19 protein-coding genes and 1 pseudogene are annotated in these 24,067 nt (G+C 65.3%); 14 read left to right on the top strand and 6 right to left on the bottom strand.

Going from position 1 to position 24,067, the window contains the following annotated elements; translation table 11 throughout:
* Positions 1 to 247: 247 nt before the first annotated feature.
* Complete coding sequence (locus OKW38_RS17015; protein ID WP_090802966.1) at positions 248 to 1,894, top strand: methyl-accepting chemotaxis protein; 1,647 nt, start codon at positions 248 to 250, stop codon at positions 1,892 to 1,894.
* A gap of 45 nt (positions 1,895 to 1,939) precedes the next feature.
* Here OKW38_RS17015 and OKW38_RS17010 read toward each other — a convergent pair.
* Positions 1,940 to 2,395: pseudogene (locus OKW38_RS17010) on the bottom strand (c-type cytochrome); the annotation flags it as partial.
* An 11-nt stretch (positions 2,396 to 2,406) separates the two neighbouring features.
* Positions 2,407 to 3,294 (bottom strand): LysR family transcriptional regulator, encoded by an 888-nt coding sequence (locus OKW38_RS17005; protein WP_429362405.1) that lies wholly within the window; start codon positions 3,292 to 3,294, stop codon positions 2,407 to 2,409.
* Between the two features lie 95 nt (positions 3,295 to 3,389).
* Here OKW38_RS17005 and OKW38_RS17000 point away from each other — a divergent pair, with 95 nt between their 5' ends.
* The 8 genes from OKW38_RS17000 (at position 3,390) to OKW38_RS16965 (ending at position 14,804) form a co-directional block, all read left to right on the top strand.
* The gene (locus OKW38_RS17000) at positions 3,390 to 4,754 is read left to right on the top strand and encodes an MFS transporter (RefSeq protein ID WP_429362404.1); all 1,365 of its coding nucleotides are present in this window, start codon (positions 3,390 to 3,392) and stop codon (positions 4,752 to 4,754) included.
* Between the two features lie 264 nt (positions 4,755 to 5,018).
* On the top strand, positions 5,019 to 5,687 hold the full coding sequence (locus OKW38_RS16995; protein ID WP_090802971.1) for a response regulator transcription factor: 669 nt from the start codon (positions 5,019 to 5,021) through the stop codon (positions 5,685 to 5,687).
* Positions 5,688 to 5,821: 134 nt separating this feature from the next.
* A complete protein-coding gene (locus tag OKW38_RS16990; protein WP_429335716.1) occupies positions 5,822 to 6,511 on the top strand; it encodes a response regulator in 690 nt (229 codons plus the stop codon).
* Positions 6,512 to 6,619: 108 nt separating this feature from the next.
* Positions 6,620 to 7,264 carry a response regulator transcription factor gene (locus OKW38_RS16985; RefSeq protein WP_184053864.1) on the top strand — a complete coding sequence of 215 codons (645 nt, stop codon included), beginning with the start codon at positions 6,620 to 6,622 and terminating at the stop codon, positions 7,262 to 7,264.
* A gap of 243 nt (positions 7,265 to 7,507) precedes the next feature.
* On the top strand, positions 7,508 to 8,254 hold the full coding sequence (aqpZ, locus tag OKW38_RS16980) for an aquaporin Z (protein ID WP_090805580.1): 747 nt from the start codon (positions 7,508 to 7,510) through the stop codon (positions 8,252 to 8,254).
* Positions 8,255 to 8,403: 149 nt separating this feature from the next.
* Positions 8,404 to 12,819 carry an ATP-binding protein gene (locus tag OKW38_RS16975; protein ID WP_429362402.1) on the top strand — a complete coding sequence of 1,472 codons (4,416 nt, stop codon included), beginning with the start codon at positions 8,404 to 8,406 and terminating at the stop codon, positions 12,817 to 12,819.
* A gap of 449 nt (positions 12,820 to 13,268) precedes the next feature.
* Positions 13,269 to 13,703: a CHRD domain-containing protein gene (locus OKW38_RS16970; RefSeq protein ID WP_090805584.1), complete on the top strand. Its 435-nt coding sequence runs from the start codon at positions 13,269 to 13,271 to the stop codon at positions 13,701 to 13,703.
* 132 nt (positions 13,704 to 13,835) lie between these two features.
* Positions 13,836 to 14,804, top strand: coding sequence for an alpha/beta hydrolase (locus OKW38_RS16965; protein ID WP_429362400.1), 969 nt, complete (start codon positions 13,836 to 13,838; stop codon positions 14,802 to 14,804).
* On the opposite strand, the gene OKW38_RS16960 is transcribed toward OKW38_RS16965, so the two are convergent.
* The gene (locus tag OKW38_RS16960; RefSeq protein ID WP_090802977.1) at positions 14,771 to 15,610 is read right to left on the bottom strand and encodes an EcsC family protein; all 840 of its coding nucleotides are present in this window, start codon (positions 15,608 to 15,610) and stop codon (positions 14,771 to 14,773) included. The two genes, OKW38_RS16965 and OKW38_RS16960, sit on opposite strands and share 34 nt — an antisense overlap.
* Positions 15,611 to 15,747: 137 nt before the next feature.
* Here OKW38_RS16960 and OKW38_RS16955 point away from each other — a divergent pair, with 137 nt between their 5' ends.
* Positions 15,748 to 17,343 (top strand): MDR family MFS transporter, encoded by a 1,596-nt coding sequence (locus OKW38_RS16955; RefSeq protein WP_429362398.1) that lies wholly within the window; start codon positions 15,748 to 15,750, stop codon positions 17,341 to 17,343.
* A 30-nt stretch (positions 17,344 to 17,373) separates the two neighbouring features.
* Positions 17,374 to 17,874 carry a MarR family winged helix-turn-helix transcriptional regulator gene (locus OKW38_RS16950; RefSeq protein WP_090802981.1) on the top strand — a complete coding sequence of 167 codons (501 nt, stop codon included), beginning with the start codon at positions 17,374 to 17,376 and terminating at the stop codon, positions 17,872 to 17,874.
* Positions 17,875 to 17,978: 104 nt separating this feature from the next.
* On the opposite strand, the gene OKW38_RS16945 is transcribed toward OKW38_RS16950, so the two are convergent.
* The gene (locus OKW38_RS16945) at positions 17,979 to 19,256 is read right to left on the bottom strand and encodes an amino acid deaminase (RefSeq protein WP_429362397.1); all 1,278 of its coding nucleotides are present in this window, start codon (positions 19,254 to 19,256) and stop codon (positions 17,979 to 17,981) included.
* Positions 19,257 to 19,412: 156 nt separating this feature from the next.
* Between OKW38_RS16945 and OKW38_RS16940 the strand changes: the two genes are divergently transcribed.
* From OKW38_RS16940 to OKW38_RS16930, 3 genes are all read left to right on the top strand, one after another.
* Positions 19,413 to 20,303: a MurR/RpiR family transcriptional regulator gene (locus OKW38_RS16940; RefSeq protein ID WP_090802984.1), complete on the top strand. Its 891-nt coding sequence runs from the start codon at positions 19,413 to 19,415 to the stop codon at positions 20,301 to 20,303.
* Between the two features lie 3 nt (positions 20,304 to 20,306).
* On the top strand, positions 20,307 to 21,788 hold the full coding sequence (locus OKW38_RS16935) for an N-acyl-D-amino-acid deacylase family protein (RefSeq protein WP_090802986.1): 1,482 nt from the start codon (positions 20,307 to 20,309) through the stop codon (positions 21,786 to 21,788).
* 71 nt (positions 21,789 to 21,859) lie between these two features.
* Complete coding sequence (locus tag OKW38_RS16930) at positions 21,860 to 22,246, top strand: RidA family protein (RefSeq protein ID WP_008923846.1); 387 nt, start codon at positions 21,860 to 21,862, stop codon at positions 22,244 to 22,246.
* A 92-nt stretch (positions 22,247 to 22,338) separates the two neighbouring features.
* Here OKW38_RS16930 and queF read toward each other — a convergent pair whose 3' ends face one another.
* Together queF and OKW38_RS16920 are read right to left on the bottom strand one after the other, a co-directional pair.
* Positions 22,339 to 23,163: an NADPH-dependent 7-cyano-7-deazaguanine reductase QueF gene (queF, locus tag OKW38_RS16925; protein ID WP_090802987.1), complete on the bottom strand. Its 825-nt coding sequence runs from the start codon at positions 23,161 to 23,163 to the stop codon at positions 22,339 to 22,341.
* A complete protein-coding gene (locus OKW38_RS16920; protein ID WP_429362395.1) occupies positions 23,160 to 24,062 on the bottom strand; it encodes a 5'-nucleotidase in 903 nt (300 codons plus the stop codon). Before OKW38_RS16920 ends, queF begins: the two co-directional genes overlap by 4 nt.
* Positions 24,063 to 24,067: the final 5 nt, after the last annotated feature.

Raw genomic sequence — 24,067 nt, 5'->3', positions numbered from 1 at the left:
CAGGAGGGGGCTTCGACAGAAGGGCTTCAGCAAACGGGCTTCGAGACTCTATTGATGTAACGCAAGCCGGGCGAGCGATCAACCATAAAGTTTTCGGCCGATACGCCGTTGTCCCGAATGTGCTGTTTGCTTAATTTTCAGATAAGTTGCGGACCGGGCCGAACGGCGTGGGCGCAGCCTGCGTGGCCATGCAGCTATCGTCAACGATACGGAATCATCGGCCGGGCAGCCCAAGGAGACCAGTCCGATGTTGAAAAAGCTGTCGATTCGCACCAGCCTTACCCTGATGATCGTGTTCTTCGGCATCGTGCTGCTGCTCGGCGCGGCCGCGGGATTGTTGTCGCTGCGCTCGTCGAACGCGTCGCTGCAACAGATGTACACGGTCGACACGCCCGCCGTCGCCGACCTCGAAGGCAGCGCCGGCCAACTGCTGCGCCTGCGGCTCGCGCTCGCGACGTACGCGTCGCTCGTCGCGCTGAACGATCAGGACGGCGCGAACGCCGTGCTCAAGCGCTTCGATCAGTACCGCAAAGCCTCTGACGAGCGGCTTGCCCACTATTTGAGCCATGCGGGCACGGATGCCGATGAGCAGCGTCTGATCGCCGACATGCAGCAGAAGCGCGACGCGTTCCTGCATGACGGCGTCGACCCGACGCTCGCCGCGCTGAAGTCGAGCGACATCAACGCCTTCCAGCAATTGCAGGCGCATAAACTGCCGTCGCTGTACAGCGCGTACGAGAAGGCCATGCTCGCGCTCGAGCAGTTGCAGCTCGATCACGGCGCACAGCGCTACAAGGATGCGCAGGACCTGTTCTACGCGATCAGCACGGCGGTGGCGATCGGCATTGCGCTGTCGCTGGTCGGCGGCTTGCTCGCCCGCTTCGTGCTCGTGCGCGCGATCGTCACGCCGGTCGATGCGACGATCGCGCAGTTCCAGCGCATCGCCAACGGCGACCTGAGCGGCCGCATCGAGGTGCTCAGCGACAACGAGATGGGCCGTCTCGCGGCCGCGCTGCGCAAGATGCAGGAGTCGCTGATCGCGACGGTCAACGCGGTTCGTCAAGGTACCGATTCGATCGATACCGGCGTCAGCGAGATCGCGGCCGGCAACGCCGATCTGTCGCAACGCACCGAGGAGCAGGCGGCGGCGCTCGAGGAAACGGCCGCGAGCATCGAAGAGCTGACCACGACGGTCAAGCAGACGGCCGACAACGCGAAAGAGGCGAGCTCGCTCGCGCAGGGCGCCTCGACGCTGGCCGCGCAGGGCGGCGAGCTGACCGAGCAGGTGGTCGGCACGATGCACGGCATCGTCGACGATTCGCGGCGGATTGCCGATATCGTTGGCGTAATCGAGGGCATCGCGTTCCAGACCAACATCCTCGCGCTGAACGCCGCGGTCGAGGCGGCGCGAGCGGGCGAGCAGGGACGCGGCTTCGCGGTCGTCGCGAGCGAAGTGCGCTCGCTCGCGCAGCGCAGCGCGGCGGCGGCCAAGGAGATCAAGGGCTTGATCGACGCGTCGACCACCCGCGTGGAGCGGGGCTCGCAGCTCGTCGAGCGCTCGGGCACGACGATGAACGACATCGTCGGCGCGATCGCGCGCGTCAGTTCCATCATGAACGAGATCGCGGCGGCGGCGCTCGAACAGAGCACCGGCATCGATCAGGTCAATCGCGCGGTCGGTCAGATGGACGAGGTCACGCAGCAGAACGCGGCGCTCGTCGAGCAGGCGGCCGCGGCGGCGAGTTCGCTGGAAGATCAGGCGCGGCGCCTGTCGACGGCGGTGGCGGTGTTCCGGACCGGCAGCGAATCGCGCAGCCGTGCTCCGGCGCCCGGCGCGAAGCTGGCCGGTGTTGCCGGCGAGCGGAGACTGGACAGCGAGTTTGTCGCGGCGTAACGCGAGCCGTTGCGCTGCGTCAACCCACGACCTCTCACCGTCCCACTACTGCATGCCCGCGTAATACCTCGCCACCGCATCGATTTCCTCGGGCGTCATCTGCCGCGCGACATTGCGCGTCTGCTCGTTGATGTCGTTGCGCCGCGCGCCCGAAGCGAACGCCTGCAACTGCGCGGCCAGATAGGCCGCCGACTGTCCGCCGAGCCACGGCGCCGCGCCCTTGCGATCGAGTTGGCCATGACACGCCGCGCACGGTGCGATATTGCGTTGCGGGTCGCCCTGCATCACGAGCCTGGTTGCGGTCGCATCGGGTCCTTCGCCGGCGCGGGTCTTCTCGGCCGCCGCGGGGAGCGGGAGCGACGCGTAGTACACCGCCAGATCGTGCAGATCCTGGTCGCTGCGTCCCGCAATGATTGCCTGCATGACCGCGCTTTGCCGCTGGCCGCTCTGGAAGTCGCGCAATTCCTTGTCGGTCACGTCGGCGTACTGCCCGGCCAGCGCCGATTTGTGCGTCATGCGAAGAGCCGCACGAGCGCATCACGTGCATTGCTGACCAACTCGCTTTCGCCCGGACGCCGCGGCAGCAGATGAAACTCGATGGCGGGCAGCGGTGGCAAGCCGAAGTTCGCGGCACACGCCACCACGCCGCCGCCGAGCGACGACTCGTTCAGACAGGAAATCCCGAGCCCCGCCTTCAATGCGAGCTGCAGGCCCGCGACGCCCGACGCCGAATGCGACACCACGTACGGTACTTTGTGTTGGTCGAGCAGCTTGACGGCGAAGCGCTGCAACTGACACGTCGACGGCAGCAGCACCAGTTGATACGGCGCGATGGGGCGGCTGGCGGCATCGGCGCAACTGGCCCATAGCAGCCTTTCGCGCCGCACGACGATGCTCGCGGCACCGGCACCCGCGCCGCGTGCACGCAGCTGGCCTGTGACGAGCCGCGCCGACAAACCGATGTCGAACGACGCGCGATCGTCCGCGCCGCTGTCGATCACCGCGCTCGGCAGCACCGTCACGTGCAGCTTCAGCCGCGGATGCTGTTCCGAAAACGTCTTGAGGATGCGCGCGATGTCGTGCGGCCGGTAGTAATCGGTGATCGCGATGCGCAGCTCGCCGTCGAGCGAGCGGCCTTGCAGGTCGTCGAAGGCCGCTTCGCTCATCGCGATGATGCGGCGCGCATGCTCGAGCAGGCGCTCGCCCGCGGACGTCGGACTCACACCCTGCCGGCTGCGCACGAGGAGCGGCTGGCCGGCGCGCTCCTCGAGCTTCTTCAGCTGCTCGCTTACCGACGACTGCGACAGGAACACGCGCTGCGCGCCTGCCGACACCCCGCCCGATTCGGCGACGGCGACGTAGGTCCGCAACTGCGCAAGGTCGAAACCACGCTGGCTCATGATTCGGTTTTTCCGATGGTGGCGATCTAAATTTCCGGCTATGCCGATGGAATGCCAAGCCGTAGCATACCCTCGAACGACACACGGAGGGTGTGATGGAAAACGGATCGATGACAGCGTCGGGCGGCACCGGCGAGCGCGGCGCGCGGCATCGCTGGAAGGTGCTGGGCGTTGGTTTTGCCGCGAATGCGAGCTTTTCGGCGGCATTTTCGGGGATTCCGACGACAGCGGTGTTCCTGCGCTCGGACTACCACCTGGGCAACCACGGGCTCGGCCTCGTGCTCGGCATGCTCGGCCTGGGCATTGCGGTCAGCGAGTTGCCGTGGGGGCTCCTAACCGACCGCTGGGGCGATCGCCGGGTGCTGCTGCTCGGCTTGCTGTCGACCGCGGTCGCGCTAGCCGGTCTCGCGCTGTTCGTGTCGCCGGGCGGCGCGCATGTGCCCGGCATCGTCCCGCTCGCGCTCGGGCTGCTGTTGGTCGGACTGCTGGGCGGGAGCGTCAACGGATCGAGCGGCCGAGCGGTGATGGCGTGGTTTCGCGAAGGCGAGCGCGGCCTCGCGATGAGCATCCGCCAAACCGCCGTGCCGGCGGGCGGTGGACTCGGCGCAGTGGTCCTGCCGGTGCTCGCCTCGCACTTTGGTTTTGCGAGCGCCTATGCGGTGCTGGCGTTGGCGTGCGCGATCACCGCATGGTTCGCGTGGCGCTGGCTGCACGAGCCCGCACACGCGGACGATACGCCGGCGCCCAAAGGAGTGCGCGCGGCTGCGACGGCCCGTGCTGCGGCGGCCAACGGTCGGAGGTTGGACTCCTCGAACGTCAGCGCACCGCCGCCGATGATCTCCCCATTGCGCGACATCGCGATCTGGCGCGTCGCGCTTGGCGCGGGCGCGCTGTGCATGCCGCAGATTGCCGTGATCACATTCGGCACGGTGTTCCTGCACGACTTCGGGCGTGCCGGCGTGTTCGCGATCAGCGCGACGATGGCCGCGGTGCAGACTGGCGCCGCGATCGCGCGGGTCTGGAGCGGCGCGTGGACCGACCGGCGCGGCAACCGCCGCGCGTATATGCGGGCATGCAGTCTGGTGACCGCCGTGCTGTTCGTGCTGCTCGCGCTCGCGACCGGGCTCATCGGCCTGCGTCGCGCCGGGGCGGTCGCGCCGTTCGCGCTGATGATCGTACTCGGCGGAGTTAGCGCGTCGGCGTGGCACGGCGTCGCGTTCACCGAACTCGCGACGCTCGCCGGTACTCGCCGCGCGGGCACCGCGCTCGCGATGGGCAACACCTGCGTGTTCCTCACGCTGTTCGTGACGCCGCTCGCGATTCCGGCGCTGCTGTCTATCGGAGCATGGCCGCTGGTGTGGACGGTGGCGAGCGCTTGCGCGTTGCTCGCATTGCCGGTGTTTCCGCGCGCCGCGTCGACGCGTGCGATGCGCGCGACGCGTGCTTGCGATGCGGCGTGAGACATGGGGCGAACAGCGCGCTTTGCGTTGCCGAATCGATTTTGATTCGATTCGAATCACGGTGCGCATATTGCCTGGTCGAACTATAAATTATCCCGATTATTGATCTGGATTAGGAACGCTCCGATTGTCGTGAATTTGCGAGGGTGATCAGATGGCTTTTCCGGCACGTCGCTTGAGTGCCGCGACGCAGGTCGACGCCTGCCGCCTGCACAGCCACTGCCGCGCGCATTTCGACCATTCTTATAGCGAGCGAGACTAATCGTGACAAATCTTCGAATCATTCTGGCGGACGATCACCCGTTCATCCTGCTTGGCCTGAAATCGACACTGGAGGCGCACGAAGGTCTGTCCGTCGTCGGTCAGGCGCAGATGCCCACTGCGTTGATCGCATTGCTGCAACACACACCGTGCGACGTGCTCGTCGTCGATCTCTCCATGCCGGAGCCCGCCGGCGAGATTGGCGACGGACTCGGCCTGATCCGGCGCATTCGTGGCGAGTGGCCGTCATTGCGCGTCGTCGTCGTGACCGGGCAGACGAACGCCGCGATGTTGCGTGTCGTCGTCGCCGATGCCGCGGTCAGTGTGATCGGCAAAGCCGATTCGCTCGAGGAGCTGCCGCAAGCGGTCTGCGACAGTGCGCGCGGCGCGCGCTACCTGGGCCGCTCGGTAGTCGAAACGCTCGCGCGTTTGCAGCCGGACAACGGTCGGTTCGTGTCGGCCCTGCTGCTGTCGAAGCGGCAGACCGACATCCTGCGCAGGCTCGTGAGCGGCGAGTCCATCGTGCAGATCGCGGCGGCGCTCGGCTGCCATCGCCGCACGGTGAGCCGGCACAAGCGCGAAGCGATGGCGCGGCTTGGCGTCAACGACGACCCCGCGCTCTTTTCCTGTGTGCGCGCCTGCGGCACGGTCCTCCTCGAATCGGAAGACTAAGCATCAGGCATACGGTTGTTCGTACCATTTCAGAGCGCTCTGATGTTTGTCGCAATAGAAATGCTCGACCATTGCGTGAGCGCCGGTCACACATAACAAGGTCGAGAAATGAAAGTATCGAGGAGCGCCAGACGATGAACCTCATGGCTGCATCAGGCTCGCCTGTTCGAACGATCATTGCGGATGATCATCCGCTGGTTCTGCTGGCTATAGAAAATCTGATTGGCAACTATCCGGGCCTGAAGGTGGTTGGCCGTGCGGCGGATGTCGCCGAACTGTTCATCGAAGTCGATCGCAGTCCTTGCGATATCGTGCTGATGGACCTTTACATGCCAGGAGGGCACAACGACAACCGGTTCGACGTCGTCAGGCAGTTGAAGGCGCGCTATCCCAACGTGGCGCTCGTCATTCTGACAATGGAAACGGAGGCGGCGACGCTGCGCAAAGTGATGTCGCTCGGCGTGGATGGGCTGCTGAGCAAACGTGATCGTATCGATCTGATCCATGTGGCGGTGGTCATGGCGCTGGCGCGCGAATGTTTTGTCGGTCCGGCGGTGCGCGCCATGCTGGCCGATGTCACGCTGACGAAACGTCTCGACTTCGTGCGCGCCACCCTGTCTCGCCGAGAGTTCGAGGTTTTTACGCAATACGCGTCAGGACTCGGCGTCACGGAAATCGCCACGCGGCTGGGACGTAGTGTGAAGACGATCAGCGCGCAGAAGTGCATGGCCATGCGCAAGCTGTCGCTGAATAGCGACGCCGAACTGTTTCGCTTCGCAGTCGAGTATGGCGTAGTGCCAGAAGGGCTTGGTCAAAGCCGTTAAGCGGGCGGCAACATTCTGCGCAGGCGCGCGGCGAATATATCGGCATAACCGGGGGACACATTTCGTGCGGTATGCCCGATCGACACCATAAAAAAGTCACGGAAAAGAATGCCAAACAAGATTCACGTCGTCGTGGCGGACGATCACGACTCCATTCGCGCGGGCGTCCGATCTCTGCTGCGCGACAAGCCGAATATCGAAATCGTCGGCGAAGCTGCCGACACCCGTGGTCTCGCGAAGCTGCTCGATGCCTGCGCATGCGACGTCGTCGTGTCGGACATCGGCATGCCGGGACTCGACGGAGACACCAGCGCGGTGCCGCTATTGCGCCGGCTGCTACGGCGCACGCCGCATCCCCACGTGGTCGTGCTGACCATGATTGGGCGCGCGCATGTGTTGGCCGGCTTGCGCAATATCGGCGTGACTGGAATCGTCGACAAGCGCGACGCCGTGGACGCATTGATCGACGCAATCGAAGCCGTTGCCGCCGGGGGCACCCATCTATCGGAACAGGTTCGGGCCGCACTCGCGACCGCGGAGCCTGCGCCGCCCCGGCGCGGCGGTGTGATGAGCGCACGCGAGTGGGAGGTGTTTCAACTCTATGTGCGAGGCCTCGCGGTGCACGAGATCGCCACACGTTTGCGGCGTAGCGACAAAACCATCAGCACGCAAAAACGCAGCGCGATGCGCAAGCTCGGACTGGAAACAGAAGCCGACCTGATCAACTACGCCACTCAGATTGGGCTGATATGAGGCGCAGCAACGGTCACAAATTCTTTCCCGATGGATTTGAGGTAGCCCTTATCAGACTTATCTGATTGCCGTGGCGTGGGGGGCACCCAATAATCCTGGCGCCCCTGTCATTGCGCGCCTTGCGCCGCAACTGCCAAGCGGCTGGCTCGTGATCCGATTACCAATGGATCAGGGGAATCCGGTGCAGACCTCTTCGCGCGATCGTTTGGCGTCTGTGCCTCATACTTGATGGACGGGATAGAGATGGTTGCGCTAGGCAAGCGATTGTGCAGCGAGGGTGTGGGTACGGCTTGGCTCGTGTTCGTCGGCTGCGGCAGTACGGTGCTGGACACCACAGGCGTGCTGCAGGGCACTGGCGCGTTGCAAATGTCGTTGGCGTTCGGTCTTGCGCTTGCTACCGGCAGCTATGCCTTCGGCAAGATTTCCGGCGCGCATTTCAATCCTGCCGTCACCATCGGCCTGACGATCGCGCAGCGCTTTCCCGTGCGTGATGTCTTGCCCTATATCGCTGCGCAAATCTGGGGCGCAATAGTCGCCGCGGCGCTGCTCGCCTACCTCGCCAGCGGCCGGCCAGGTTTCGAACTCTCCGCGAGTGAATTCGCGGCGAACGGCTTCGGCGCTCATTCGCCCGCCGACTATCCATTGCATGCGGCGCTCGTCGTGGAATGCGTGCTGTCGTTCGTGTTTGTCGGAGCATGCCTGCTGGTCGTCGTTCGAAAAGAGGTGGCAACGATTGCGCCATTCATCACCGGCGCATGTCTGATGCTCGTCTACCTGGTGTCCATTCCGATCACCAATGGAGCGGTCAATCCCGCACGCTCGACCGCGCAGGCGCTGTTCGTCGGCAACTGGGCGCTGGATCAGTTGTGGCTGTTCTGGGCCGCGCCGTTGGCCGGAGCAATCGCGGCTGGCGTGCTGTTTTCGTTTCTGGACGGCGGAGCCGATTCGTCTTCGGTGTCGTTGGTGGACGGGCAGGGTGACGTTTCGTGAGCGAGGGACGGTACTCACCACTTCCGGTCGATGCGGTGCTGACATTGGGGCTGCGGCGTTTGTTGCGGTGTCTTTGGCCGCGCTCGCCGCGCCACTCAATGACGCATTGGCTCGCGTTTTTTCTGCTGGCGGTTACGGATGCGGTCTGCATGGCCGGACCTGCCGGCGCTGCGTCACAGCCACCCGTAATTTCCGCAGTGGGAACGGGTTCTTCCGCGTCGTCATCCATTGCATTTCCTGCCAGATTGACGGTCGGCATTCTCGAAGGAGGCTGGGCGCCGTTCGACATTCCGCTGGGCGGCCGGCTCGCCGGCGTCAGCGGCGACCTGTTGCGCGCGCTCGTGGGGCCGAACGTCGTCATCGAGACGAAAAGCTTTCCCGACATGGCCAGGCTGGTCGCCGCGGCTTGCGCCGGCGAGGTCGACCTGCTGACGAGCATAGCGCGCACGCCGGAGCGCGAGCGCTGCCTCAGCTTTACGGCTCCTTACTTCCACTCGTTCGCCTCGGCCGTCGTGCGTCGCGACGACGCCCGGCATGTGAACCCGACCGACCTCGCTGGCGCGCGTATCGCGATCGAGCGCGGTTTTGCGCGTGAGCGTTTGTTGCGCGCAGGTTTTCCTCGCGCGAGTATCGTCTCGTTCGCGAGCACGCACGAAGCGCTGAACGCGCTACTGCATGGCGATGCAGACGTCTACTTCGGCTTCACGCCGGTCGTGCAATACGAACTGGCGACCGACGCGTATCGCAAGCTGCGCGTAGCGTTCGAGCAAGGCGGCAAAGCGCTCGACCTGCGCTTTGCCGTATCGCCTAGCCAGCCTGCTTTGCGCGATCAGATGAACCGCGCGCTCGTGTCGATGAATCCCGCCGAGGCCGCCGCGATACGCGCGCGCTGGCTGTCCGGCAACTTCAACGCGGCGCCCGCGCCGCATGCACCACGTTTCACGTTGACGCCGGAAGAGAAGAACTGGCTGCGTTCGCTGCCGCCGTTGCAGGTCGGCTTCGACAACGACTGGGCGCCGTTCAGCTATGTTGATTCCGCAGGCCGCCCCGTCGGCCTGACCGCCGATTACCTCACGTACCTGAGCAGCACGCTCGGTGTCGTGTTCAACCGCGCGCGCATGGCCGACTGGGCCGCCGCCGTCGAGGCGTTCCAGCGTGGCGACCTCGCGATGCTGTCCTCCACATCGAGTCGCGCCGCGCTCCTGGTAGGCGCCGACCATAGCCGTGTGTACGAGAGCGATCCGCTGGTGATCGTCGGGCGGAGCGGCGCGCCGCCCCCGTGCTCGTTCGACGACATCACGTCGTGCCGCGTCGTGATGTCGCCGCACGTGGCCGGCTCGGTGCCGCTCGCGTTGGAAGCGGTGCCGGTCGATCACATCGTCGTCGCGGCGAGCCTGGGCGAGGCGCTGCGCATGGTCGCGAGCGGCGAGGCCGACGTGCTGGTCGGCAACGCGGCCGCGATCAACGTGCAACTGCGGCAGCACTACGTCGGCGCGCTCAGGGTGCTCGACTCGCTCGGCGAATCCGACTCGTTGTATTTTGCTGTGCGCGAGGATCTGAGCCCGCTCGTCAAGCTGATCGATCGCGCGTTGCAGGCGATGCCGGCAGCCGAAAAGCAGCGCATCCGGCGCAAGTGGGTGAGTCCCGCCGCGCCGGACAACGCCGTATGGAGCGTGACTGCGGTGCGGCTGCTGCCGGTGCTGATCGGCATCGGCGTCGTGCTGCTGGTCACGTTGCGCGCGTACGTGCTGCTGCAACGCGAAGTCCGGCTACGTAAGCAGACCGAGCGCGAACTCGCACTGCAATTGAACTTCCAGGAAACGATGATGAAGACGGTGCCGTATCCGCTCATCGCGAAAGGCCTGGACGGACGGTACATCGCGATCAACGAGGCCTATGAGAAAGCGTGCGGGCTGGAGCGCAAGGACGTGCTCGGGCGCACGACGACCGAGGTCGGCACATGGGGCGACGCAAACAGCCGCGTGCTCGACGACATCACGGGCGAGATCCTGCGCGGCGGCGGCATCGCGAAAGTCGAACTCCAGTTCGAGGACGGCGCTGGCGAGACGCGGCATGGGATTTTCTGGACGAGCGTCTGCGAGGCCAGCGATGGGCATCCGGCGTACGTGCTTGGCACGATGGTCGACATCACCGACATCCGGCGCGCTGAAATGCGCGCGAGCGAAACCGAACGGCGCCTGTTCGACGTCACGCGCTCGTTGCCCGCCGTCGTGTTCCAGTTGCGGCGCTCGCCGTCCGGCGCGTATTCCTTCCCGTACATCGGCGGCGACACGCGGCATCTGCTCGGCGAGGGTGATTGGCATGGGGGGGCGCGGGTCGATTTCCAACGAGTGTCGGAGCTGGATCGGCCGCGCGTTCTCGCCGAGCTCGAGCGTTCCGCGAGCTGCGCCTCCCCAGTGCATATGGAGTTCCGCCTGGGAAACGCCGGTCAACTGAAGTGGGTGCGGGCCGAACTGGTGCCGCGGCGAGAAGCCGATGGCAGCGTCGTTTGGAGCGGCTATTGGGTCGATGCGAGCGTCGAGCGCGCGCGTTCGGAGGAACTCGCGCGGGCACGCGATGTGGCCGAGGCGGCCTCGCGCGCGAAGGACGACTTCTTCGCGATGATGAGCCACGAAATCCGCACCCCGATGAACGGTGTGCTCGGTCTCGTCGAAGTGCTCGAGCGCACGCCGCTCAGTACCGATCAGAGCGAAATGCTCGGCATGATCCATGAGTCGGCGGGCGCGCTGCTGCAGATTCTCGATGATCTGCTCGATTATTCGAAGATCGAGGCGGGGCGGCTCACGCTCGAAGCCGAGCCGATCGATCTGCGCGAACTCGTCGATAACGCGGTCGGCCTGCTCGCGGGGCGCGCCCACGAAAAAGGGCTGAAAGTGCGCGTCGACATCGCGACCGACGCCGCCGCGACGCTCCGCGGCGACAGCGTGCGTCTGCGCCAGATTCTGTTCAATCTGCTTGGCAATGCGATCAAGTTCACGCCGAAGGGCGAGGTGGGTGTTAGCGTGGCGGTCGTCCAGGATCGCGCGGACTCGCAGACGTTGGAGCTGACCGTTGAGGACACCGGCATCGGCATCGCGCCGGACGTGCAGGCGGGCCTGTTCGAGCCGTTCGTGCAGGCTGAGTCGTCCACCACGCGGCGCTTCGGCGGCACGGGCCTTGGGCTGACGATCTGCCGCAAGCTGATCGACCTGATGAACGGCACGCTCGCGCTGCGCAGCGAACCGGGCCACGGCACGAGGATGACCGTGCGGCTGACGATGCCGATCGTCGAGCAGCGTTATTCGATCAACGGTCTGCGCGGCAAACGCGCCGTCGTGATCACGCGAGATCCGCGCATCGGCCGCGCTCTCGCACACTTCGGCGAGGCGCTCGGGCTCGAACTGCGCAGCCTCTCGGCCGCCGCTGCGGCGACGCAGGGCAAAAGCGACCTGCTGAGCCGCGCGGATCTGCTGTTCGTCGGCGAGGACGTCACGTTGCCCGTACAGATCGGCGCAAATGCGCGTGTCGTCACGCTGACCGAAAAGCCGATGCCGACGGGTTACCGCATCCTCGACGACAAGGTGCGCGTGAGCATCAATCCGATTTCGTGGCGCGGCCTCGGCGCCGCATGCGCGGCCGCGACGACGGGCCTGTCGTCGATGTCCCCGATGGTACCGCGAGCGCCAGGCGTGCCGTTCTCGACCGATGGCGTCGCGCCGCCGCCGGATCGTGAACGCGCGATCGCGAGCGGGCGACTGATTCTTGTCGCGGAAGATCACCCAGTCAATCAGGAGTTGATCCGCCATCAACTCGCCCTGCTGGGGTTCGCGTGCGACGTCGCGAACGACGGCGCCGAAGCGCTTCTCGCGCTCGAGCGCACGAGCTATGGCTGCCTGATCACGGACTGTCACATGCCGAACCTGTCCGGTTACGAACTGACTCGCCGTATCCGCGAAGCGGAGGCACTGCGCGGCGGCGCGCAGCGTCTGCCGATACTCGGCATCACGGCCAACACCGCGCCCGACGACCTGAGGCTGTGCCGCGAAGCCGGCATGGACGACAGTCTGATCAAGCCGACTCGGCTCGCCACGTTGCGCGACTACCTGAGCCGCTGGTTTGGCACCGACACCGTTCGGCACCCCGCGCCGGCAGAAACATGCGGTCGCGAATCGTCTGCGCCGGCCGGCGAGCGGCAGATCACGCAGCGCGTCGGTGTCGAACCGTACGTGCCCATCGAACTAGCACACATGACGCAGTTATGGGGAAGCGAGTCGACGGTCAAGGCGTTGCTCGGTTCATTCATCTCGTCGATGCGCGAAGACTTCAACGCGCTTGCGACGTTACTCGAACGCGCGGACACGGGGCGGGTGCCCGAGTGGCTGCATCGGGTGATGGGGGCGGCCAGCGTGCTGCGGTATCGGCCACTCGTACACGCGCTCGAAGCCTATCGTCGCGACATTGTCGCGAAGTCGCCCGAGCAGTTGCGTAACGAGGGGCATGCGCTAATCCGCCAATGCGAGGCGATGCTCGATGGCATCGAACAGCAGGCCGCATTGCTCGCCTAGCGGGCGGCGGGCGGTGACCTCGCGCGAATACGCGGCCGATTCAAACGGCCGCGACCAAAATCGGGACGAAAAAAAACGCGGCCGAAGCCGCGTTAAAGATTTGGAGACATCCTTCGATGAAGGAGTCACTTCTCGCAAATCGGAGCATACCAGGAACAGCGTCATTTATTCATTACAAATCGCGCAATTAACTTTTCGATTAAATCGATTAAAACGATTTCGCACTACGTTTTTGCCGGTATTTTAGGCATATCGTGACGAACGCCTGCGCGCATTGCGCACCTTGCCCATCAGGCCTTCGGTTTTAATCACAGTCCGGTTCGAATTAAAGCGGCCCGCGCAAGTCACCATCCCAACCTCACCGGCTCCAAATGATTTGCACTAGTATGTGGAAGCTCCGCACGGCCGACACGGGTGCCGCGGTGGCGCGTCAATGTCCGGAGAAGACCATGATTTCGCTGCGAAAATTGAATCTGGCCGTGGTGGTATGGGCGCTTGCGTCGGGCGCTGCGTTCGCGGATACGGTTGCGCTGAAGGCGAATCTCCAGCCGTCGAGCGAAGTGCCGCCGCGCGTGAGTCACGGGCACGGCATGCTGAATGCGACCTTCGACACGTCCACCCAATCGCTGCAGTGGACTGCTACTTACGAAGACTTGAGCAGTCCGGTCACCGCCGCGAATTTCCACGGTCCCGCGCCGGTTGGCCAGAACGCGAAGGTCCAGGTGCCGATCGAGAAGAATGGCCTCGCGAGTCCGATCAAAGGCACGGCGAAGCTGACCGAGCAGCAGGTCACGGATCTGATGGCGGGGCAGTGGTACTTCAATGTTCATACCGCGCAGAATCCGACGGGCGAAATTCGCGGGCAGGTGTTGCCGGCGAACTAGGCGTGGGCCTCGCGTGGGCCGAGCGCGCGTGCCGCGGCCAAAAGCAGCTTCACACCGTTAGAACCCGCCAACCAACGGCGTCCCCGCCACCGCCCGTACCATGACGGGACTTCAACGAAGGAGCATGTCCCGATGAGCTGGCAAAGCGCACTCGCTTGCTGGTATTTGCGCAAGCAGTTCCGGCCCGAAACCCTCAAACCGTCTATCAACGTCGAGCGGGCGCGCGCGCTGACCTCGAAGCGGGTGTGGTCGCCACGCGTGCCGCGCGGCTGGCATCTTCGCGAAACGTATGGCGCGGGCGAGGCGCCGCTCGTCGGCGAATGGCTGGAACGCGTGGACGGCGGCACGGCCGGCGGCGCGGAGCCGACGGTGCTGTATTGCCACGGCGGAGGCTACTACTTCTGCTCGCCGCGCACGCATCGGTCGCTAACGTTCGCTCTCGCTACCCGCGCAGACGCGCGGCTCTTCTCCCTCGACTACCGCCTCGCGCCCGAGCATCGCTTTCCGGCCGCGCTTGAGGACGCCACCGACGCCTATCGACAGCTGCTCGCGATGGGCATCGCGCCGAGCTCGATCGTGGTCGCCGGCGACTCGGCCGGCGGCGGCCTCGCGCTCGCCACGCTGGTCGCGCTGCGCGACGCCGGCGCACCGATGCCCGCTGGCGGCCTGCTGTTCTCGCCGTGGACCGATCTGGCGACGACCGGCGCGAGCCTGCGCACCAACGACAGCGTCGATCCGATGTTCTGTGGCGCCTCGATCGAGCGCGCGGCCAAGGTCTATCTCGGCGACGCGCCGGCCACGCATCCGTACGCGTCGCCGGTCTACGCGGACCTGCGCGGTCTGCCGCCGCTGTTCTTGCAGGTGGGCAGCACCGAGGTGCTGCTCGACGACGCACGCCGCGTCGCCGACAACGCGCACGCGGCAGGAGTCGATTGCGAATGCGAGGTGTGGAAAAACCTGCCGCACGTGTGGCCGATGTTCGCGCCGTTCATGCCGGAGGCGAACCGCGCGCTCGATCGCGCGGCCGCGTTCGTGCGACGCGCGACGAGCCGCGCCGCGAACAGGGCTCAGGCGTCGAGCGTGACGTCGAGCGTCCGATAGACGGCTTCGATCGTTTGCTGGCCGTATTGCCGCTCGAGCCGCCGCACGGTGAAGTGCCCGTGCGCGACCTGCTGGAAGTGATCGATAAACACGGTGTTGACCATCGCGCCGAGCACCGCGCCGATCGCGGGAATCGATTTGGCAGCGATCTGTTCGCTGACCTGCACCGAAAAGCGCGCGGCGATCGCGTTGAGCAGCCGCAGCAGCGCCGCCGAGCCGTGGGTCGTGAAGCCCTTGCTGGCCACCTCGGACGACGCCTTCGACACCGCCTGCGCTAGCGCGCCGCGCATGAAGAAGTAGCCGAGGTCGGCGTCGTCGTCCTCGCTCGATGTACCACCCATGCCGAGCACGGTCAGGCATTGCAGCTGCGTGTCGACCGAGGTCAGGTCCTCGCCCTCGCTGCGCGCGATGTCGCAGATCGAGCGGAACATCAGCGTAGTCGTGACCGGCAGCTCGACTGGCAGCGCGATCAATCCAAACGCCCCGCCGGCCGCGCCGGTGGTCGCGACCGCGAACTTGTGCAGCAGGTTGTTCGGCTTGTCGGGCGCGAGAAGCCTGGCGTCCTCGCGCCGGCCGAGCGTGCGTAGCGCGATCGACAGACATTTGCGCAACGCGGCCTGCGTCGCATCGGACACTTTTTGGTTGGCGAACGCCGGGATGCGCGATAGCAGCTTCTCGATCGGCGCGCCGACGACGCTCGCGAGCTTCATCGTGAGCGCGGGGCTTTCGAGCTGGTGTTTCGCGCGCCGCAGCGCGGCGAGATCCTGCTCCGATAAGGATGGTGCTGCGAGCGAACTCGGCTGCATGGGCCTCCCTGGCATGTCATGCCTTGCGTACCTGGAGTCAGTCTACCGCGTTGCAAGACGCGTTCCGTCCCGCTTGGCGCGTCGCACCATGGTATGATCCCCAATCTTTTGACACGTCAACTTTTGCTCCATCAAAAATGGCTGTCCATACCGCCGCCCACCATTCGAGTGGGCAAGTCTTACCGTTTCGCGAATCCCTGCTGGCCATGCTCGGCATCTCGTTCGTCACGATGCTGGTCGCGCTCGACCAGACCGTGGTCGGCACCGCGCTGCCCACCATCGTGTCCGAACTCCGAGGCTTCGAGTTGTACGCATGGGTCGCAACCTCGTATCTGCTGACCTCGGTGATCACCGTGCCGATTTTCGGGCGGCTTGGCGATTATTACGGGCGCAAGCCGTTCGTGATTGCGTCGATCGTCGTGTTCACCGGCGCCTCGGTGCTGTGCGGCGCGGCCAACAGCATGCTGTTTCTCGTGCTCGCGCGCGGGTTGCAGGGCATTGGCGGCGGCATGCTCGTCGGCACCGCGTTCGCATGCATTCCCGATCTGTTCCCCGATTCCGTCGTGCGGCTGCGCTGGCAGGTGCTGATGAGCTCGGCGTTCGGCATCGCCAATGCGGTCGGCCCGTCGCTCGGCGGTTTTCTCACGCAGTACTACGGCTGGCGCTCGGTGTTCTATGTGAATTTGCCGGTCGGGATGCTGTCGCTGTTTTTCGTCTGGCGTTTCCTGCCGCATCTGCGGCACGTCGAACATACCGGCAAAATGCGGCTCGACTGGCCCGGCGCGCTGCTGATCGCGATCGCGCTCGGCTCACTGCAGCTGTTCGTCGAATTGCTGCCGAAGCACGGCGTCACGCTGAGCGCGTTCGCGCTGCTCGGGCTCGCCGTCGCGTCGGCCGTCACGCTGTGGAAATGGGAAAAGCGCTGCCCGACCGCGATCCTGCCCGTCGACATGTTCCGCAACCGCAGTCTGGCCGCGCTGTTCACGCTGGCCGTGCTCGGCGGCTTCACGATGTTCTCGCTGCTGTTCTACGCACCGCTGCTGTTCCAGGGCGGCTTCGGCATGTCGCCGAAAGAGGCGGGCCTCGTGATCACGCCGCTCGTCGTGTTCATCACGATCGGCAGTATCGCGAACGGGCGCGTCGTGTCGCGGGTGAAGAATCCGAACCTGATGCTGTACATCGGCTTTGCGATGGTCGCGCTGTCATGCCTTGGCATCGTCGTCGCGACCCGTTCGATGCAGCAATGGGTGCTGATGTCGTTCATGGTCGTCGGCGGCCTCGGGCTCGGCTTCGTGATGCCGAACCTGACGATCTTCGCGCAGCAGACCGCGGGCCGCGAACACCTCGGCATCGCGACCGCGCTGCTGCAGTCGCTGCGGATGATCGGTGGCATGATCGGCACGGCGCTGACCGGCACGCTCGTGACCCACATGTACAGGAGCGGTGTGCGCAATGCGCTCGAAGGCGCGGGCGCGTCGCACTGGTTCGCCGATCTCGGCGATCCGCAGATCCTGATCAACCGCGATGCGCAGACCACGCTCGTCGACCAGTTGACCCACGCTGGCCACAACGGCGCGATGTTGCTCGAAAGTGCGCGCGAGGCGCTGGTCGGGGCGATTCATCTGGGTCTCGCGATGGCCGCGGTGATCGCCGTCGTGTCGGTGTGGCAAACCCGCCGCGTGCCGCCGATCAAGCTGCAGCGCAAGCTCGAGCCGGTGATTCACGCAGACTGATTTTTGAACTTGGTGTTGGACAGGCAGATTATGGAAGAACAGGACCGCGTCGCCGTCATGCAGCAATTTGGTCGCACGTATCGGGCGTTCATGTCGGCATTCGAGGCCCAGGTGGGGCATCCGTTGCCACGCTGGCGCATTCTGCTCGCGCTGCGCGAGCAGGCCGGCGAGTCGTCGCAGAAGCGGCTCGTCGAGCGGTTGCGCGTCGATCCTGGCGCGCTCACGCGACAGTTGAAGGCGCTCGAAGGGTTGGGCTGGATCGCGCGCAGCATGGATACGCGCGATAACCGCGTGACCAACGTGCGCCTGACCGAAGCGGGCCACGCCGCGACCGAAGCGAGCCTGCCGCGTCGCAACGCGTTCTTGCACGACACGATGGCCGGGTTGCCGGATCAGGCGCTCGCGGCGTTGTCGAGCGCGCTGAAAATGTTGGAGACGCGCATCGGCGAGGTGACGGCCAACGCCAACGCCGCGACCGTGGCCGCCGCGCCGCAGGAGACCGCTGGCGACGAGGCGGCGCAGCGCATGTGATTTTTAGTCCGCGCGTGGCGATAAAAAAGGCTGTGAGCCCAGGGGCGGACAGCCTTTTTCTTTAGCGGAACAGATCGCGCTTCAGTCAGCGCGGCGTGGTCCGATCAGAAGAACGTCTCGATCACTTCCTTCACGCGATACTGCGGATCGACGACCAGCACCTGCTTCCACTTGTCGAACGTCAGGCACGGATGCGAGATGTCAAACGCGATCATGTCGCCCACTTTCAGATCGGCGCCGGCGGGAATCCGCAGATACGCGTGCTGATCCATCAGACCGAAGATCTCCCAGCCCTCGCTCGCGGCGATGTCGCGCGGCGCTTGCTGGCCCGGGCGATAGTGGCGCGCCGGCTCCGGCATGCCTGCGTCGAACGCGGAGTCGCGTTTGCCGAGGCCGATGATCGCGCGATCCGGCTCGGGAATGGACTGCACGTACGCCCACAATTGCAGCGCCGGCAGCAAGCCTTCGCCCATTTTCTTCGCGACCGGATTGCGCTTGAAGATGTCGGTCTGCGCCTTGCGATAGATGCCGACGTCATGCGTCAGATAGCAGCCGGGACGCAGCACGACCTCGACCTTGCCGGATTGCGTCGCCTGCGCGAACTCTTCGGCGACCACGTCGTACCACGCCGATCCCGCGCCCGATAGCACCGCCGGCGAGCGCGCGAAACGCCCCTGCTCGACAAGTTCGCGAGTGACCGCAACCGCGCCTTGCAGGAACGCGCGCACTTCGGGTTCTTCCTTCAGCACGCCTTCGTACAGTTCGACCCCCGCGAGCTTCAGCACGTCCGGATAGCGCGCGATCGCGTCGAGCACCGCGTTGCGCTGCGCTTCGTCGCGCACGCCGGTGCGTCCACCCGGCACGCCGAGTTCGAGCAGCACCTGCAGCGGCTTCTTCACCGAGGTGAAGAATTCGCCGAGTTGCTCGACGCCTTCAGCCGAATCGACGAGGCAGAAGAATTCGAAATCCGGATCGCTGAGCAATTCGGCGATCATCATCATGTTGTGACGGCCGACCAGCTGATTCGCCATCAGGATGCGCGAGACGCCGCCGTGGTACGCCGCGCGCACCTGATGAGCGGTGGCGAGCGTGATGCCCCACGCACCGGTTTCGAGCTGACGGCGAAACAGTTGCGGCGCCATCGTGGTCTTGCCGTGAGGCGCGAGCTTGACGCCGTATTCGGCAACGAACGCCTGCATCCATTTCAGGTTGTGCTCGACGCGATCGGCGTACAGCACGGCGGCCGGCAGGCTGACGTCCTCGGCGAGCAGGTTCCACTCGAGGCGCGCGGCGTCCTTCAGCTGGACGCTCGTGCCCGGAACCATGCCCAAGCCCTTGCTATAAGGATCAATCGTCGCGCCCTGATAGTTTGTAACTTTCATGTCTCCGATGCTCCATCGTCCGGGTAAATTGAGTTGGATTTGACTTTACCATGTTATCGAAAGTACGATGGCTGAACGAATGTTATTTAGTACCATGGGTTTCGAAGGCCGCCGGGAAGGGCCGCGAAAGCCGTGCCGCGAACCCCACCGCCTGCCATGAACCGTAGCGCCGAACCGCTCGCTTTCGACATCGTCGCGCGCATTGCCGAGTGCGCGCCGGAGTTGCGCTCGGCCGAACGCAAGGTCGCCGCGCTGATCCTCGACGATCTGACCGGCGCGTCGCGCGCGAGCATCGGCGCGCTGGCACAGCAGGCCGAGGTCAGCATCGCGACCGTCACGCGCTTCGCGAAGGCGGTCGGCTGCCGCGACGTGCGCGAACTCAAGCTGCGGCTCGCGCAGGCGGCCGCGGTCGGTCAGCGGTTTCTCGAGCGCGACACCGCAAGCGACGCACCCGAGCCGATCGCCACGCGCGTCTTCGACGAGCTGCAAACGGCGCTCGCGCACAATCATCAACTGCTGCGCCAGGCGCCGCTCGCCGAAGCGGCGGCCGCGCTGCGCGATGCGCGCATGATCTACGTGTTCGGCATGGGCGGCGGCTCGACCGCGCTCGCTGACGAAATGCGTTTCAGGCTCGTGCGCCTCGGCCGCCCGGTCGCGACCTATCAGGACGGGCTGTTGCAGCGCATGGTGGCGAGCACGGTGTCGCGCGAGTGCGTCGTGATCGCGCTGTCCACCACGGGGCGCGTGCCCGAGATGGTCGAGAACTGCAAGATCGCGCGCAGCTACGGTGCGACGGTGGTCGCGCTGACGGCGCCCGCGTCGCCGCTGGCGAAGCTCGCCAACTGGCTGATCCCGATCGTCGCGTTCGAAACCGATTTCATTTACAAGCCGTCGTCGTCCCGTTACGCGATGATGATGGCGCTCGATGTGCTCGTCACCGAACTTGCCGTCAGTCAGGGCGACGAAAGCCGCGAATTGCTGCGCCGCATGAAGCACGCGCTCGACGCGCACCGCGGCGGCGGCGATCGACAACCGTTAGGAGACTGATCCATGCATTCGCATCCCGAAGCCGCCGACACGCTGATCTTCGGCGCGCAACTGTACGACGGCACGGGCGCGCCGCCCGTCGAGCGCGACGTGGCAATCCGCGACGGCCGCATCGCCGCGATCGGCAATCTGTCGAACTGGCTCGCCGAAGAGGTGATCGAGGCCGAGGGGCGCGCGCTCGCGCCGGGCTTTATCGACGTGCACACGCACGACGACACGCATGTGATCCGCTCGCCGCAGATGCTGCCGAAGATCACCCAGGGCGTGACGACGGTGATCGTCGGCAATTGCGGGATCAGCGCGTCGCCGGTATCGCTGAAGAGCGATCCGCCCGATCCGATGAACCTGCTCGGCGAGCGCGACGCGTTCCAGTACCCGACCTTCGCCGACTATGTGAACGCGGTGAACGCCGCGCGGCCGGCGGTAAACGTCGGCGCGCTGATCGGCCACACGGCGTTGCGCAACAACCAGATGGACCGGCTCGATCGCGCGGCGACTGCCGAGGAAATCGAGCGCATGTGCGCGCAGCTCGAGGAAGCGCTCGCGCACGGCGCGCTCGGTCTCAGCTCGGGGCTCGCATACGGTTCGGCGTTCGCCGCGCCGACCGAGGAAGTGATGGCGCTCGCCGAGCCGCTCGCGGCCGCGGGCGCGTTGTACACGACCCATATGCGCACCGAGTTCGACGCGATTCTCGACGCGATGGACGAGGCCTACCGCGTCGGTCGTCATGCGCGTGTGCCGGTCGTGATCTCGCATCTGAAGTGCGCGGGGCCGTCGAACTGGGGGCGCAGCGTCGAGGTGCTGAAGTCGCTCGAAGGCGCGCGCGGCGGGCAGCCGGTCGGTTGCGACTGCTATCCGTACAACCGCAGCTCGTCGACGCTCGATCTGAAGCAGGTGACAGGCGACATCGACATCACGATCACGTGGTCCGAGCCGCATCCGGAAATGGCGGGCAAGCTGATCAAGGAAATCGCGGCCGAATGGGGCGTCTCGCAGCAGGAGGCGGGCAAGCGCCTGCAGCCGGCCGGCGCGGTCTATCACAACATGTCCGAAGACGACGTGCGGCGCATCCTGTCGCATCCGGCGACGATGGTCGGTTCCGACGGCCTGCCGAACGATCCGCTGCCGCATCCGCGGCTGTGGGGCGCGTTTCCGCGCGTGCTCGGCCACTATGCGCGCGATGCCGCTTTGCTGCCGCTCGAGGAAGCGGTGCGCAAGATGACGAGCCTGTCCGCGCGCCGCTTCGGACTCGCGCAACGCGGCGAAGTGCATATCGGCTATCACGCCGACCTTGTGCTGTTCGATCCGGCGAAAGTGCATGACGTGGCGACGTTCGACAAGCCCCAGCAGCCCGCTGCCGGCATCGACGCGGTGTGGGTCAACGGCGTGCTGTCGTATCGCGATGGCGCGGTGACGGGCGAGCGGGCTGGCCGGTTCGTCACGCGCGGTGCGCCGTCGAAGGGCGATGCGCAGGGCGCGTTCTGATTTTTTATCGATTGATGGCGGCACGCGCGGCAAGGGCGCCGCGCGTGCCCGACTTTTTAAGGAGTGTGACGATGAAGCGATATGGCGTGGAAGGCGGAAAGGGAACGGGCGGTCAGGTGATGCCGTTCGCGCGCGCGGTCGAGGCGGACGGCTGGCTGTTCGTGTCGGGCCAGACGCCGATGGAAAACGGCGAAGTGATCAACGGCGGCATCGTCGAGCAATCTCACAAGGCGATCCAGAACGTGTTCGCGATCCTGAAGGAAGCGGGCTATGGCGCCGAGCACGTCGTGCGTTGCGGCGTGTGGCTCGACGATCCGCGCGACTTCGCGTCGTTCAACAAGGTGTTTCGCGAGTATTTTGGCGAGAATCCGCCGGCGCGCGCGTGCGTGGTGTCGTCGATGGTGATCGACTGCAAGGTCGAGGTGGATTGCGTCGCGTATAAGAAGCCGGCGGCCTGATCGCTTTGATGGCTTTCATGTGACGAGGGCGCCGCAGGTCGTGATGGCCTGCGGCGCCCTCGTCGCGTTTACCGCTGTTTTTTGTGTTGGAGTTACTGCCGCGCGAGCCGCATGTTGTCCGGCATCGGCAGGTTGTAGTTGGTGCGGAACGGGTTGATGTCGAGCCCGCCGCGGCGCGTGTAGCGCGCATACACGGCGAGCTTCAGCGGTTTGCACATCTTCATGATGTCGACGAAGATTCGCTCGACGCATTGCTCATGAAACCCGGTGTGATTGCGGTACGAGATGATGTATCGCAAGAGGCCCGCGTGATCGATCTGCGGGCCTGCGTAGTGGATCTGCACGCTGCCCCAGTCCGGCTGACCGGTCACCGGGCAGTTCGACTTCAGCAGGTTCGAGAACAGCGTTTCCTCGACCGGCGCTTCGTCGCGCGCCGCGCTCAAAAGTGACGCGTCCGGCTGATAGACGCTCGCCTCGAGTTCGAGCCGGTCGAGCGACAGACCGGCGAATTCTTCCATTTTCAGCTTGCCGAATTCGTGCGGTGTGCTCAGATGTACCGACACGGTCGCGCCGCACGACGCGGACACGTCGCGCCTGATCGTGTCGCGCACGCTCTCGGCCGAGTCGAACGCAGTCTGCGCGAACGAGCCCAGATACAGCTTGAACGATTTCGACTCGACGATGTTCGGCGAGTCGGCCGGCACGAAGAACGTCGCGACGGCGATCTGCGGCTTGCCGCGCGCGTTCAGCCACGACAGCTCGTAGGCGTTCCAGATGTCGGTGCCGAAAAACGGCAGTCGCGCGGTAATGCCGATCGCCTCGCGCGCATGGCTGCGCGAAATCGGAAATAGCAGCGTCGGATCGTATTGTTCGGTGTAAGTCGAGGACTTGCCGAGCGGGGATTGTTCGGGTGTCATGATGCGTTCACGATGCCACTCAGCACGTGCCCTGTCGCGGTTACGACGCGGGCCGATTCGCAGTGGCCGATCTGGTCGTCGAAGAAAAGGTCAGGCTCGAACTCGCGCAGAAATGCGCTTTTGTCGAGGCCGCCGAGGAACATCGCTTCGTCGATTTCGATGTTCCATGCCATCAGGGTGCGGATCGCGCGCTCATGCGCGGGAGCCGAGCGCGCCGTCACCAGCGCCGTGCGAATGCGCATCGGCGCGGCCGCGTCCGCGAGTTTTTGCAGCCGGTGGAGTGCTTCGAGCAGCGGCTTGAGCGGACCGTCCGCGAGCGGCAGATGCTTGTTGTCGATCTCGTGACCGACGAACGCGCGCAGGCCGTCTTGCTGGAAGATGCGTTCCGCTTCGTCGGAAAACAAGACCGCATCGCCGTCGAACGCAATGCGGATTTCGTCCGGGTATTTGCTCGCCATTTTCGCCGATTCCGGCAACACGCGTGCGGCTGGGAAGCCAGCGGCGAGCGCATCGCGCACGTCGTGCTGATTCGCCGACAAAAACAGCGAGGCGTTCAGCGGCTTCAGATAACCGAACGGCGCGCGGCCGCGCGTGAACACGCCGCGCTCGATCGCGAGCCCGTGTTCGCGGCAGGAATGAAACGCGCGCAGACCGCTGATCGGATCGCTGCGCGACAGGATCACCACTTCGACGCGATGACCGCCGGCGTTCAGCGCAAGCAGCTTGCGGATCAGCGGAAACGCGACGCCCGGTTTCGCGGGCACGTTCAGACGCTCGCGCTGCAACGCTTCGTAAGCCTGCAGGTCGCCGGCCTCGTAGACACGGTTCTCTTCCTCGAAGTCGAACAGCGCGCGCGACGAGATTGCGACCACCAGTTTGTCGACGAGCGAAAGCGCCATCGTTG

This window comes from Paraburkholderia sp. MM5496-R1 (assembly GCF_050436205.1).
In the GTDB taxonomy this organism is placed as follows: Bacteria; Pseudomonadota; Gammaproteobacteria; order Burkholderiales; family Burkholderiaceae; genus Paraburkholderia; species Paraburkholderia tuberum.
Note: the sequence above shows the minus strand (reverse complement) of the source record. Positions and strands in the feature narration are given on the sequence as shown.